This window comes from Pyxidicoccus sp. MSG2, from assembly GCF_026626705.1.
Taxonomy (GTDB): Bacteria; Myxococcota; Myxococcia; order Myxococcales; family Myxococcaceae; genus Myxococcus.
Window position 1 is genome coordinate 5143646 of record NZ_JAPNKC010000001.1, and the last position, 13425, is coordinate 5157070.

Below are 13425 nucleotides of genomic sequence, written 5' to 3' on the forward strand. Positions count from 1 at the left end.
CCCGAGCCACGGTGCCCGGAGCGCGCGGTGAGGCGTGACGCAGGCCTGAGCGCACCGGAGCCCGCTTCACGCGCGGGCCCCGGCGCCCTCACCTCACTTGCAGGTGAACGACCAGCGGCACGTCCCGGACTGGCATTCGCGGTCCGCCGAGCACACCGCGCCACGGCCCTTCTTGTTCTGGCACTTGCCGGAGTTGAGTCCCCAGCCGCAGTACTGGTTGGTGCCGCAGTGCGAGTCGCTGTCACACAGGCAGCTTCCCGTGGGATTCACGTAGCAGTCCGCGCTGCAGCGGTCCGTGGTGCACTCGCGGTCCGCCTTGCAGGTCTGTCCATACGCCTTGGACCTGGGCGTGTAGCACCAGCCCACCAGGTTGGCGCAGCCGCCGCACGCGCCGGACTGGCACTGCCCGTCCCGGCTGCACGAGTCCCAGTTCCCCTTCTTCGCCACGCAGTCGTTGTCGCCCGGGTTGCCCGGAATCTCGTCCTGGCAGTACGCCGCGCCGCCGCAGTCCCCGTCGTCGTTGCACACGCAGCGGCCGTCGAAGGTGTTGCACAGCACGGAGGTGCACTGGTCGCTGATGCACTCGGCGTCGAAGCGGCAGCCCTCGTTGAGCGTCTTGCTGTCCGGGGCGTAGTGCGCGCCGCACACCGTGGGGTACGCCTGCTCGCGGTCCTCCGGCTTCACCCACGGCGCCACGCCGCTGGTGTCGATGTCCTGCGCCGCGTCCGCCATGCCGGTGCGCGGCCCGGATGCGCGCTCCCACATGCGGATGAACGTCTCCGCCGAGCTCTCCAGCGGCGCGGTGTTCGCCCCCAGGTTGCGCACGTCGCGAATCAGGTCCGGCAAGAGGCCCACGTGCGCCAGGCCCTGCTCGTCGAACGCGGTGCCCAGCCGGCCGGGGCCGGACAGCTCCTGCTCGTGCTCCTGCGCGTCGGCCTCCGCCCTGAAGCCCGCCGAGCACGCGCCGTTCGGCCCGAAGCGCGGCCGCGTCTGCTGGATGAAGCCGTTGAAGTCCGCGCCGAAGGCCATGGGCACCTTGAGCCCCTGGCGGCCGAACTCGTAGGCCTGCGCGAAGGAGCGGCTGGAGCCCTGGCAGTTGTTGGCGATGCCGGACTTCGTATACGCGCGCGTCTCGTCGTGCGCGGTGCGCAGGCCGAACATGCCGCCAGTGCGGCGCAGCATCTGCACCACCCACGCGGGCGTCGTCTTCTCGTTCTCCGCCAGCTTGCCGTTCATCACCTCGCGGAAGTGGCCGTGGCTGACGTAGAGCGGGTAGTACTGTCGCTGCTCGGCCACCGCGTAGGCGTCACGCACGCCCTTCTCGGACAGGTGCGCCAGGTCGATGAGCATTCCCTTGTCCATCATCGCCCCGATGAGCTGCTGCCCCTCCGCCGTGAGGCCGCGCACGTTGCGGCACTGCGAGTCCACGTCGAAGCCCAGGGTGAGCCCGCCCACGGTGAGCCCGCAGTCCGAGTCGATGTGACAGTTCTCCAGGAACTGCGCCGCCTGGAAGATGGCGTTGTGCGGCGCCGCGCCGCCGAAGCGGTTGTCCAGTTGGTGCACCGGCTGCAACGTGCGCACGCCCAGCGCGTGGAAGCGGTTCAGCTCCGCGCGCCAGTCGGCGGAGCCGAACAGCTTGCTCGTTTCAATCGAGAGCACCATGGCCAGCTTGCCCTCGGAGATGATGCGGCGTGCGTCCGCGGGCGTGAGCGCCAGGTCCACCCAGTCGCGGGTGGCGGCGAAGTCGCGCGCCTTCTGGAGCTGCACCTCCACGTCCACCATCTCGTCGCACGGGCGCGTGCGGTTCTGCGGGGGCAGCGCCTCGCAGAGGAACTTGTTGCTCACCGCGGACACCACCACCAGCGACATGCCGCCCTGGTGTGCCTGCCTGAGCCAGCCCTCCCACGACTGCTGGTGGGCGATGGTGTCCCAGCGCGGCCATTCCGTATTCGGGTTGCGGCGGCCGTCATGCAGGCCGGTGTCGCCCTGAGTGCCCTCAATCTTGCCGAGGAACTCCGAGCCCACCGCGCCGCCGATGCCGAACAGGCCCGCGAGAATCGGCACGCCGCGCAGGTCCACACCGCCGGAGTTGGGGCACAGGTTGAGCAGCCCGCTCAGGTCCATGCGGACGCGGGCGTGGTCGCTCTCCGGCCACCCGCCATCGCACCGGGACAGCGCGTCCGTGACGGTGCCGTGGAACCAGCCGCCGCCGAAGGCCTCCTCCGCGAACATGTGGTGGTGCAATTCCGCGAAGCCGCCCACGCCCAGTTCCTGCGCGGTGGCGGCCGTGGGCTCGGGCCGCGCTTCGGCGGGCTCCTCCTGCACGGGGGTACAACCGAGGGCCAGCGCCAGGGCCAGCGCGGAACAGCGTCTCCAGAAACGGGGATGGGACACGGGGGCTCCCTTCGAAGGTGAGCCGACCAGTTAGCGTCAGCCCACACCCGGAGTTCAAGCCATGGCGCGTTGAAACGTAACCCCGTTACCGGGAGCGCGAAGCCCTCACTGCACGGTCCGCGAGGCCCTCCGGCCGCTGACGCTCACGGGGCCGACTGCGACGCCATCCGTCCGCCGCCCCCGGGGCCGGGCGTCTGGGGCAGCACGCTCGCCTCGCGCTGGCGCAGCTCGGGCGAGGCCACGGCGAAGCCCGTGGGCAACATGCGGAGGATGCGCTCGCGCCGGTGCTGTGCGCCGGCCAGCCGCCGCTCCAGCAGCGCCTTCTCCGCGCGGGTGGCCTTGTCCAGCGGCGCGGGCCGGGCCGCCAGCGCGGCGAGGCGCTCCGACACGGCCTCCACTTCCCGGTCGATGAGCACCGGCTGGATGTTGCGGGCCTCCTTGCGAGCGCGGCCCACGGCGTTGTTCTCAATCCACACCGGCAACACGGACACGTCCTCCAGGACCACGGGGGCGCCGGACTCGGGGCGCACCAGCGATACGCGCAGCAGCATGGAGTCGCGCTTGTCGCCCGCCGCGCCCTTCGTGCCGGGCACGTGGCGGTAGAAGCGGTCCTGGTTCGCGACGAGATTGCCCAACGAGTACGCGATGAGCCCGCGCCGTCCGTCGGCGGTGGCGTAGGCCTCCAGCGGCTGGAGCACATGCGGGTGGTGGCCGATGACGGCCTTCGCGCCCGCGTCCAGCAGCGCGCGGCCCAGCTTGCGGTCATCCGTATGCGGCGAGTCCTTGTACTCCATGCCCCAGTGCACCAGGACGATGAGCGCGTCACAGCGGGCCGCCGCCGCGCGCACGGCCTCCACGGCCTGCTCGGGCTCGAGGCCGCGGAGGTGGCGGTGCTGCGGGTACGGCACGAAGGCGACGTGCGGTGCCGCCTCGTCCTTCGGGTTGCTGAAGCCGTTGAGCCAGCGGGTGAAGGACAGGAAGCCCAGCCGCATGCCGCGCACGTCCATGAAGACGGGCTCCCACGCAGCGGACTTCGACGGGCCCGTGCCCGCGTGGCGCAAGCCCGCCGCGTCCAGATGGCCCAGCGTCTCCACGAGGCCGGCGGGGTGCTGGTCCCTCGCGTGATTGTTCGCGGTGGACACCATCTTCACACCGGAAGAAGCGAGCGCCCGCACCATGGCCGACGGCGCGTTGAAGAGCAGCTCGCGCGTGACGGCCTTCCGGTTGTCGGTGACGGGCGTTTCCAGATTCACGACGCCCACATCGGCGGTGCGCAGCACGTCGGTGATGGGCCCGAAGACATGGTCCCAGCCCTCGTGGTTGAGCGACGGCGCGGCGCTTCCGTCCGCCGGCTTCGCGCCCGTGCGCGCGTGCAGCGTGGCCACCTTCTTCACCTCGCCGTGGGGAATCACGTCCCCGCCGAAGACGAGCTCCACGTGGGTGGGCGTGGCGGCGCACAGCACGGGCACGAGCAGCAGCGCGGGAAGAGTCACGCGGAGGACATTAGTCCAGCCACCCGACTCGGACGGAAGCCCTGGGTTGCGACGGCCCCAGCCCTCAGGGCGAGCTGGACACGGACGCGTCGCAGTCCGGGCCGGTGCACCTGCCGGAGCACGCCACCTGGGCGGGGTACGACTCGAGGATGACGCACTCTGTTCCGCCGGTGCAGGAAAGCAATTCCTCGCAGACGGTGGAGCCGTTCACACAGCGCGCCTGGGACACGCCCTCCAGCTTGAAGGAGATGCAGCTGAGGCCCTGCGCGCACTGGGGCAGGTTCACACCGCACGCCTGCGCCTGGTCGAGCGACTGCCCGTCCCGCAGCGTCAGCCGTCCCTGCCGCAGCGCTCCCTCGTCGTCCGCGGAGCCACAGGCCCCCAGGCCCAGGACGGCGAGGCAACCTCCCAGCATCAGCGTCCAGCGCATCGGTGCTCCTTCACGAGAGTGGCAGGAGCAACCCGATAGCAAGGCACGGACCAGGGAAGGTGACCCCACAATCCGCGCACTTGGCGCGGGAAGAAGCCAACGCCCCACTCGGAAATCTGAGAGGGGCGCCGAATCCTCACATCGCCAGCGGGCCACCCCCTCGGAACCTGAAGGCATGGCATGATGCGGGAGCGAGGGATGCGGGGGGCTGCACGGGCAATCGCTGGATTGTGGAGGCCGCTGCATGCAACGGGCACCTGCCGTTCCAGGAACTGTTGCGCTCAGTGCCATGGGAGCCGCCACGTCCCTGGGCGCGCATATCCAGGCAGCAGCCGCGGCACGGGCCGGCATCGTTCGGGCCCAGGAGCTGGTGGACAGCCCCTGCGTCGATGACGAGACACGTGAGTTCGTCCCACTCACCGGCCACACCGCGGGCCCGCTGACGGACGGTTTCGAGGGACTCGGCCGGCTCGTGCAGCTGTGCCTCGCGGCGCTGGAGGACCTGCGTGCCTCCGCGCCTGTCTTGCGGCAGGAGCGGCTCGAATGGTTCCTCTGCCTTCCCCGTGACTTGGGGCTGGGGACTTCCCCGCCCTCGTCCGCGGAAGAAATCGCGCGGCTGCTGGTCGCGCGGATCCAGGAGGAGACGGGCCTGGCGCCGCGGCCACAGTCCATCCACATCCTCCTGGAAGAGCGCGGGGGCACTGTCAAAGCCGTGGCCGAGTCCACTCGTCTGCTCCGTGAGCGGCATTGCGACCAGGCCCTGGTGCTGGCGTGTGACTCCCTGGTGTCGCCGGAGCGCACCGAGCCCCTGCTGAGCGCGCGTCGCCTCAAGACGCCCGACCATCCGGTGGGCTTCATGCCGGGAGAGGCGACCGTGGCGGTCCTTCTCGAGCGTCACGACACGCTGAGCGAGCGCGGCCAGCGCCCTCACGCATACCTCTTCGCGCCTGTCACCGCCCAGGAGCCCCAGTGCTTCAACGCGAAGGCGCCGCCCATGGGCCGCGCGCTGGTGGAGGTCCTCACGAAGGCCCTCATGCAGGCCGAGGCCCATGAGCTTCCGGAAGGCAGCCTCTACCTCGACCTCAACGGAGAGGAGTTCCGGGCGCGCGAGTGGGGCCAGACGTTGCTGCGGGCACGGGACACCTGCCGCATTGGCGGCTGGGCTTCCTACCTCCCGGCCCTGAGCTTCGGCGAGACAGGGACCGCCTCACCGCTGCTCGCGCTCTGCCTGGCCGCGCGGGCCTTCGCCCGTAACTACGCCCGGGGACACCACGCATTGCTCCTGGTGTCCGGCGATGACGGCCACCGCGCGGGAATGATGCTGGGGCGGGTCCACGAGCAGCGGGAACGACTTCACCCAGACACCGGGAGATAGGCCATGAGCCTGGAAGAACACATCGTCCAGACGCGCGAACGGGAAATCGTCACGGAGCGGGTGAAGGGCTATGCCAACAACTGCGCTTCGGGCTTCAAGCGCGAGGGCTTCTGGCAGGCCCACCACATCGTGTGTGTGTCCTCCGTGGGCAAGCGCAAGGCGGACTACCCCAAGGAGCCTCCCGAGCTGCCCGACTACCTGGAGGCCTGTCTCTGGGTGACGCCCTGGAACATCAACAATCCGCAGAACCTCATCGGGCTCCCCACCAACAGGCAATATGTGGACTCGAAGGGCCAGGAGCCTGAGAACCTGCCGTCCCATCAGGTCGACCACAACACCCGGGATGGCTTCACCGACGAAGTCTCGCAGTACCTCGCGGAGAACGTCTGGCGCTCCCTCACCGCCAAGAAGGAGGTCCACGACGTCGACATCGCGAGGCTCAAGAAGGAGCTCGAAGACGCCAGCGACACGTTCCGCCAGATGCTCACGGACCGCGGTGAGCGGAAGGGGGGAACCAGGCTCTGCTGGGGGAAACGATACGAGGAGGACTACAAGAGCAAGTGGTACTACCCGTTTTCGATGGGTAAGAATCCCAGCCGCCGCTCTCCTGGAGTGTCCCTGCAGCAACTGGCGGGCATCTTCAAGAAGATCAAACTACCGTTCTGAACCCTGAGGTTGACCGTGAGTACCCTGCCTGTCGTCTGGGAGTGGGATGTCGGAGACCGCTTCTGCGTCCTCGAAGGCCTCCAGCATGTCCGGGACGAATACCAGCTCAGCAAGGGCATCAGCCGCGCCCAGGACTTCCCGAAGGATGCGTGCTTCCACATGTCTGCCCGGCACCGGAAGTACGTGGCCCTGGCGGACAACCTCAGCAACCTGGGCAGGTCGCTGGTCGTCTCCCGGAAGCTCAAGGAGTTCGTCGAGGCGCGCAAGCCCCGTGACGTCGAGTTCCTGCGCGTCTCCCTCTTCGACCACAAGCAGAAGCTGGCCAGCGACGAGTACTTCATCATCAACCCGCTCCGGGTCGTGGACTGCATCGACAAGGACAAGTCCCGGTACAAGTGGAACAACATCGACCCGGAGAAGATGAGCTCCTGCAGCAAGATGGTGCTCAAGCCAGAGGCCCTGGACCCCGAGCTGCTGATGTTCCGCCCCCGGCACGTCGAGTACTACGTCATGGTCCACCCGGAGCTGGCGAAGGCCCTGGAGGGCGAGGGCTTCACGGGGCTCCGCTTCACGCCCATCGACGAGTTCCAGACCTGAGCGACACGTTCAAGGAGGTGCTCCGGTGAGCCTGCACGCCCTGCAGCAACGCCTGATGGAGGAGCTCCAGGAGCACCTCGCGGTCATCGCCACGGGCCATCCCGCCGCCGAGGTGGGCGAGGTCTACGAAGAGGTGGAGCAGTACTTCCAGGCGACCGCCTCCTGCGCGCTGCTCGTCGCCGCGGACAAGGCGAGCTTCCAGAAGCACCTCTGCTGGTCCGCCCTGGCCCGTCGGGACTTCCTCCGCCGCAGCCGGGACGAGGGCAGCACCGGGAACTTCCGCCGCGCCCGGAGCCGCGGCGACGCCCTCTTCTGCGCGGCGGCCGCGGGGGACATGAGGCTCGCCATCGAAATCGGCGACCTCTCCCCCAGCACGTGGAACCCAGAGGGCGAGTACGAGGACGACTTCGCCTACCACTTCTTCCTCCACCAATTCATGAAGGGCGCCCCGTCCTCTGAGCGCGAGGTGGCCCTGCTGCAGCTCGACAAGGCCCTGAGCGGCCCCGCCTCGCCCCGCCTCGAGGTGTGCCAGGCCCTCCACGACGGCGCGCTGGAGGCGTTCGAGATGGCCCTCCAGGCCGTCATCGACTCCTACGCCGCCGAGCAGGAGAAGGCCCGCGCCCACTCCACGGACATCCCCACATTCGAGCCGCGAAGCCGCCTCTTCATCGAGGGTTTCGCACTGCTGCGCATCGCGGCCAACGCGGGGCTCCAGCCCGCGGAGCGCGACTACCGCCTCTGCCCGGTGCTCGGCCGCGTGAAGCCGCTGCGCGACCGGCCCGACGACATCTTCGCGGAGCTGGCTTCACTGTCCCCCGCCCGGCGCGGCCCACCGTCCACCTGAGGCTCGGCGCGCCACTTCCTCTCACATCGCCAGCCCCGCGCCCGTCCACTGCTGCGCCGCCCAGCCCAGCGCGCTGAGCATGGCGACGAGGGCGCCGTACTCCACGGTGGCGCGGGTGTCGCCCTCCTCGGCCGCGGGCATGGCCACGGCCTGGAACCCGGCGCCGAGCAGCAGCAGCACCAGCAGCCCCTCCGCCGTGAGGAACCACGCCGCGCCGATGACGGCCACCGCCATCCACCGCTGCTTCCGAGACAGCGCCCGGAAGCCACGGCCTCCGTCGAGCGTCCACACCGGCAGCAGGTTGAAGAGGTTGAGCCACGCGGCCGCATGGGCAATCGCGCCCAGGCTCTTCCACCCGGTGAAGAGCGCGGCGACGAAGAACGCAGCCGCGGCGACGAACCCCCAGATGGGCCCCGCGAGTCCCACCCGCGCATCCTCGCGCGCATCCACCGGCGACTGCTTGAGGCGCACGAAGGCGCCCAGTCCCGGGATGAACATGGGCGCGCTGGCCTGCATGCCGAAGCGGCGCAGCGCCGCCACGTGCCCCATCTCGTGCACGTAGATGGATGCAATCAGCCCGAGCGCGAACACCCAACCCCACATCGCCCAGTACACGCTCAGCGCGAGCAGCATGGAGAAGAACGTGCTCGCCTTCGTCAGCCCGAGCAGCAGCAGCTTCCCCTTGCCCAGCAGGAAGACGAGGACGAACTTGAACTTCCACAGCAGCAGGCCGAACGTCCCCAGCGCGGCGAGCCACTTCGGCATGCCCGACTTCTGCCGCTCCCGCGTCGCCGCCGCGCTGACCTCGCGGAGCCCGGACGCATCCACCTGCTTGCTCAGCGCCTCCACCCGGGCCGTCACCTGGGCGTACTGACTGGAGGCCGGAGGCAGCAGGTCCAGCGCCCGGCGCCAGGTCTCCAGCGCCACGGCCGGCTCGCCGCGCGCGGAGGCGGCGTCGGCCTCACTGGCGAGCCGCTGCAATTCGCGCGCGTGGACCAGCCGGTGACAGGAAGGACAGGTGAGCAACCGGGGGCCCAGCTCGGTGCCACACCCCTGGCAGCTCGTGACGACCGCGAGGGCTTCAGCCAACGGACTGCTCCCGTGCGGCGCCTTCCTCCGAGGACTCCTGCGCGGCGGCGGGAGCGAGCTGGAAGGGGCCGGCGATGTTCAGCACAGCGCGGGTGTTGCGGCGCCACGCCTCCCACAGGGCAAAGCCGTAGATGAGCAGGGAGAGGGGGCTGTTGAAGCCCACGATGAAGGGCGCGGCCAGCGAGACGATGGCCGACACGATGACCCGCACCGCGACGGAAGTCTCTTCCACCGCGGGCCCGTCGGTGTCACCCGCGGCGGCGGCCTCGGGAGCCGGGGCGGCGGCCTCGCCCGTGGCTGCCTCCGGGACCGGAGCGGCGGCGGCGCCCTCCGGCGTGGCACCTGGAGCTTGCGCGGCGGTCGTGGGCGTCGCGGCGACCTCGGTGTCCGGCGCCGACATGCCCTCATAGACATCCGGCGCGAGCGAGGCGCAGATGGACAGGTACGTCAGGCCCACGGCGAGCAACTGGTAGAACGTACCCCCGCGTCCCTCCGAGCCCTTGTTCACGGCGGTGCCCACCAGCCACCCCACGGCGACCGCGATGAGGCCGAGGTTGTAGCCGGTGGCCGCGGAGACGCCGAAGTACACCAGGGCGCCCGCCGCCGCCGCGCCCGTACCGAAGGCGAGCGCGCGGAAGAACCGGCCCGACTTCGAGCCGCCAGTGAGCGACGCCGCTACGGTATCCCGGCACGAGGGGCAGAGGAGGTGGCCGTTCACCTCGAAGTAGGTGTCGGTGATGGAGCGCTCGCACGCCTTGCACTGCGGCGCGGCGCGCGGCTCGGTGAACTCGGCGCGCTCGAACTGGAGCGGCGCGTCCGAGGCGGCCGGGGAAGCTGGGTCTGTCATTGGATAGGGATTGCGGTAGGGGACGGCCCCGAGACTAGCCGATCATCCCCGGCGCACGAAAACCGGCCCGCCTGTATCCGAGCCCGAGGCCCGGCTGGTAGACGGAAGCCACCGTGAGCGAAGTGCCCCCGCCAGCCGTGACGTACTTCGAGCCTCCGCCATCACCGGCCGAGCTGCCGTCGCGACTCGCGAGCCCGTTCGACCCGAGCCCTCCGCATCCGCTCGCGCGCCGCGCCGCCGAGGAGCTCCAGTCGCTCCTGCGCCGTAGGGACGTCGCGAAGGACGCCGGCCTCGACGCGCCCGGGGGCGGGAAGATGTTCGGGGTGCTGGTCGTCGCTTCGGACGACGGCCGCATCGGCTACCTCCGCGCGTTTTCCGGCATGCTCGGGGGACGCTGGCACGTCGAGGGCTTCGCACCGCCGCTGTTCGACCCCATCGCACGCGACACGTTCTGGCCCACGGGTCAGGAGGAGCTGCGCGCGCTGGAGCTGCGCCATGCGGACCCGAAAGGCCGCGACGAGGTCGAGCACCTGCGCGCCGAGCGCTCGCGCCAGCTCTGGCGGCAGCTCACCGACAGCTACGTGCTCCCGAACGCGCGCGGCGAGCGCCAATCCCTCACGGCCCTGTTCGAGCCCGAGGCACCGCCCGGCGGCGCGGGTGACTGCGCCGCGCCCAAGCTCTTCGCGTGGGCGTATCAGCACCGCCTGCGCCCCCTGGCGCTCGCGGAGTTCTGGTGGGGCGCGCCACCGGTGACGGGCAGGTGGCTCGCGGGTGGGTACTACCCGGCCTGCCAGTCCAAGTGCGGTCGGGTGCTGCCGTACATGCTCGAAGGGCTGGACGTGGACCCGGCGCCACCGGGGAGCACCGGCCCCGTACCGCTGGAGGAGCCACGGCTCGTGTTCGAGGACGCGTGGCTGCTCGTCGTGGACAAGCCGCACGGGCTTCCGTCCTCGCCCGGCCGGCATGCGAAGCAGCGGGACTCCGTCCTCGCCCGCTTCCAGCAGCGGAGTCCCTCGAAGCTCTCGGTCGTGTTCGCGCTCGAGGCCGAGGCCTCGGGCCTGCTCCTGCTCGCCAAGGACGAAGAGACCCAGGCAGCACTCCGCCGTCAGTTCGCGCGCCGGGAGGCGGACCTCCGCCACGTCGCCTGGCTCGACGGGTCCGTAGCCGGCGACCACGGCAGCATCGAGCTTCCGCTCCGGACGACCATGGATGGCCACCGCGTGGACGCGGTCCACGGCAAGCGCGCGGTCTCCGAGTGGCGCGTGACGGAGCGAACCGGGACGCGGACGCGCGTCACCCTCCTGTCCCGCACCCGGCTCGCGCACCAGCTCCAGGTCCACACCGCGCATCCGCTCGGGCTCGGCGCGCCCATCGTCGGGGACGCACTGTACGGCCGTGAGGACACGCGACTGCTGCTCCACGCGGAGTCGCTGACCTTCACGCACCCGCGGACCGGCGAGCGACTCACCTTCGAGAGCCGCCCGCCATTCTGAGCATCACTGCCGCCGGCGCCACCGTGCCACGGGCACCGTCAGCAGCAGCACGCCGAGGGCCGCCAGTGCGCCGGGAGCGGCGGCACAGCCCTCCGGTTTCTCTTCGCTCCAGAAGGACTCGCACGTGACATCCGCGGAGACGGTGAAGTCCTGTTCCGCTCCGTCGCCAATCTTGACCCGGTAGGTGGCCTCGGAGGTGCCGTTCACGTCCCGGTTGACCGTGCTGTAGAAGTGGAAGAGCGCCTCCTGCCAGGGCGGGAGCTCCGCAGTGCACTTCGGGCTATTGCACAGTGCGTCCTTGAGTGGCCAGTCCACCAGCCGCACGGGCACGCCGCAGGTGTTCCGCACGATGCTCTCGCCGCAGTACGCCCTCGTGTCCACGATGAGGCATGAGCCGGCGGGCTCCACATGCTGGTTCTCGACGGTGCAGTTACACGGCTCGCTCTCCGCCGTCGCCGCTCCCGCGAATCCCAGTGCCGCCACCAAGCCGAGCCCCGCCGCCAACCCGCGGGCCCGAAGACGCATCCAACGCATGCACAGACTCCCTGCTCCTGGCGCGCCGGCCCTCGCGGAAGGCGCATCCTGCCTCAGCGCCCCGCCGAGACCAAGAGACTGCGCCACCAGGAGCGGGAGTCCCCGCGCGTCTACTTCGTCCCGAACAGCCGGTCGCCCGCGTCGCCCAGGCCGGGAATGATGTACCCGTGCTCATCGAGCTTCTCGTCGATGGCGGCCGTGTACACGTGCACGTCCGGGTGATGCTCGCGCAGGTTCGCCAGGCCCTCGGGGCTCGCCAGCAGGCACACGAAGCGCACCGAGCGGCTGATGCTCCACGCGGAAGCGCTGACCTTCACGCACCCGCGGACCGGCGAGCGACTCACCTTCGAGAGCCGCCCGCCATTCTGAGCGTCACTGCCGCCGGCGCCACCGTGCCACGGGCACCGTCAGCAGCAGCACGCCCAGCGCCGCCAGCGTGCCGGGAGCGGTGGCACAGCCCGGCTGCCTCTCGTCGAACGAAAGGGACCTGCAATTGACGTCCGCGGAGACGGAGAGGGACTGTTCCGCTCCGTCGCCAATCTCCACCCGGTAGGTCGCCTTGGGGGTGCTGTGCTCGCCCTGGATGACATTGCTGTAGAAGTTGAAGCGCGCTTCCTGCCCGGGCGGGAGCTCCGCGGTGCACGTCGGGCTGACGCACGGGCCTCCCCTGAGCGGCCAGTCCACCAGCAGCACGGGCACGCCGCAGGTGTTCCGCACGATGCTTCCGCCGCAGTAGTCACCCATGTCCACGATGAGGCATGAATCAGCGGGCTCCACGCGCTGGTTCTGGACGGTGCATTCACACAGGGGGCTCTCCGCCCCCGCCGCTCCCGCGAATCCCAGCGCTGCCACCAACCCGAGCCCCGCCGCCAACCCGCGGGCTCGAAGACGCATCCAACGCATGCACAGACTCCCTGCTCCTGGCGCGCCGGCCCTCGCGGAAGGCGCATCCTGCCTCAGCGCCCCGCCGAGACCAAGGGCCTGCGCCACCAGGAGCGGAAGTCCCCGCGCGTCTACTTCGTCCCGAACAGCCGGTCGCCCGCGTCGCCCAGGCCGGGAATGATGTACCCGTGCTCATCGAGCTTCTCGTCGATGGCGGCCGTGTACACGTGCACGTCCGGGTGGTGCTCGCGCAGGTTCGCCAGGCCCTCGGGGCTCGCCAGCAGGCACACGAAGCGCACCGAGCCGGGCTTGTTCTTCTTCAGCCGCTGCAGCGCCGCCACCGCCGAGTTGCCCGTGGCCAGCATCGGGTCGCACACCACCACGTCGCGGTCCGCGAGCTGCCCCGGCACCCGGTAGTAGTACTCCACCGCCGCCAGCGTCTCCGGGTCCCGGTACAGGCCGATGTGCCCCACGCGCGCGGACGGCACCAACTGCAACATGCCGTCGAGGATGCCCTGCCCCGCGCGCAGAATCGCCACCAGCACCAGCTTCTTCCCGTCCAGCACCGGCGCCATCATCTTCGCCATCGGCGTCTGGATTTCCTCCTCGCGCAGCTTCAAGTCGCGGAAGGCCTCGTACGCCAGCAGCAGCGAGATTTCCTGGAGCAGTGCCCGAAAGGAGGCAGTGCTCGTCTCCGCCCGACGCATCAGCGTCAGCTTGTGCTTCACCAGCGGATGGTCCACCACGGTGCAGTTCGGGAATTGCATTGCATCCTCCGTCG

Annotated in this window: 13 protein-coding genes and 1 pseudogene; 5 read left to right on the forward strand and 9 right to left on the reverse strand. The window is 70.1% G+C overall.

Annotation, left to right across the window (positions count from 1 at the left end; all coding sequences use genetic code 11):
- Positions 1-93: 93 nt before the first annotated feature.
- The 3 genes from OV427_RS19915 to OV427_RS19925 all read right to left on the reverse strand — a co-directional run bounded on the left by OV427_RS19915 (position 94) and on the right by OV427_RS19925 (position 4317).
- Positions 94-2394, reverse strand: coding sequence for a membrane dipeptidase (locus tag OV427_RS19915; protein ID WP_267857708.1), 2301 nt, complete (start codon positions 2392-2394; stop codon positions 94-96).
- A 143-nt stretch (positions 2395-2537) separates the two neighbouring features.
- Complete coding sequence (locus OV427_RS19920) at positions 2538-3887, reverse strand: CapA family protein (RefSeq protein ID WP_267857709.1); 1350 nt, start codon at positions 3885-3887, stop codon at positions 2538-2540.
- A 64-nt stretch (positions 3888-3951) separates the two neighbouring features.
- Positions 3952-4317 carry a hypothetical protein gene (locus OV427_RS19925; RefSeq protein ID WP_267857710.1) on the reverse strand — a complete coding sequence of 122 codons (366 nt, stop codon included), beginning with the start codon at positions 4315-4317 and terminating at the stop codon, positions 3952-3954.
- A gap of 289 nt (positions 4318-4606) precedes the next feature.
- Here OV427_RS19925 and OV427_RS19930 point away from each other — a divergent pair, with 289 nt between their 5' ends.
- The 4 genes from OV427_RS19930 to OV427_RS19945 are packed head-to-tail and all read left to right on the forward strand — an operon-like array spanning position 4607 to position 7799.
- Entirely contained in the window at positions 4607-5692 is a 1086-nt protein-coding gene (locus OV427_RS19930) for a hypothetical protein (RefSeq protein ID WP_267857711.1), read from the forward strand.
- Positions 5693-5695: 3 nt separating this feature from the next.
- Entirely contained in the window at positions 5696-6358 is a 663-nt protein-coding gene (locus OV427_RS19935) for an AHH domain-containing protein (protein WP_267857712.1), read from the forward strand.
- 15 nt (positions 6359-6373) lie between these two features.
- Complete coding sequence (locus OV427_RS19940; RefSeq protein WP_267857713.1) at positions 6374-6955, forward strand: imm11 family protein; 582 nt, start codon at positions 6374-6376, stop codon at positions 6953-6955.
- Between the two features lie 25 nt (positions 6956-6980).
- On the forward strand, positions 6981-7799 hold the full coding sequence (locus tag OV427_RS19945; RefSeq protein ID WP_267857714.1) for an Imm49 family immunity protein: 819 nt from the start codon (positions 6981-6983) through the stop codon (positions 7797-7799).
- A gap of 21 nt (positions 7800-7820) precedes the next feature.
- Here OV427_RS19945 and OV427_RS19950 read toward each other — a convergent pair whose 3' ends face one another.
- Positions 7821-8888, reverse strand: coding sequence for a site-2 protease family protein (locus tag OV427_RS19950; RefSeq protein WP_267857715.1), 1068 nt, complete (start codon positions 8886-8888; stop codon positions 7821-7823).
- Positions 8881-9735: a hypothetical protein gene (locus OV427_RS19955; RefSeq protein ID WP_267857716.1), complete on the reverse strand. Its 855-nt coding sequence runs from the start codon at positions 9733-9735 to the stop codon at positions 8881-8883. Before OV427_RS19955 ends, OV427_RS19950 begins: the two co-directional genes overlap by 8 nt.
- Positions 9736-9848: 113 nt before the next feature.
- Between OV427_RS19955 and OV427_RS19960 the strand changes: the two genes are divergently transcribed.
- Positions 9849-11228: an RluA family pseudouridine synthase gene (locus OV427_RS19960; RefSeq protein WP_267857717.1), complete on the forward strand. Its 1380-nt coding sequence runs from the start codon at positions 9849-9851 to the stop codon at positions 11226-11228.
- A gap of 3 nt (positions 11229-11231) precedes the next feature.
- On the opposite strand, the gene OV427_RS19965 is transcribed toward OV427_RS19960, so the two are convergent.
- The 4 genes and pseudogenes from OV427_RS19965 to upp form a co-directional block, all read right to left on the reverse strand.
- Positions 11232-11762, reverse strand: coding sequence for an MXAN_0125 family MYXO-CTERM protein (locus tag OV427_RS19965; RefSeq protein ID WP_267857718.1), 531 nt, complete (start codon positions 11760-11762; stop codon positions 11232-11234).
- A gap of 110 nt (positions 11763-11872) precedes the next feature.
- A pseudogene (locus OV427_RS19970) lies at positions 11873-12043 on the reverse strand (uracil phosphoribosyltransferase); the annotation flags it as partial.
- A gap of 91 nt (positions 12044-12134) precedes the next feature.
- Complete coding sequence (locus OV427_RS19975; protein ID WP_267857719.1) at positions 12135-12665, reverse strand: MXAN_0125 family MYXO-CTERM protein; 531 nt, start codon at positions 12663-12665, stop codon at positions 12135-12137.
- Positions 12666-12775: 110 nt separating this feature from the next.
- Positions 12776-13411, reverse strand: coding sequence for a uracil phosphoribosyltransferase (gene upp / locus OV427_RS19980; RefSeq protein ID WP_267857720.1), 636 nt, complete (start codon positions 13409-13411; stop codon positions 12776-12778).
- Positions 13412-13425 lie beyond the last annotated feature (14 nt).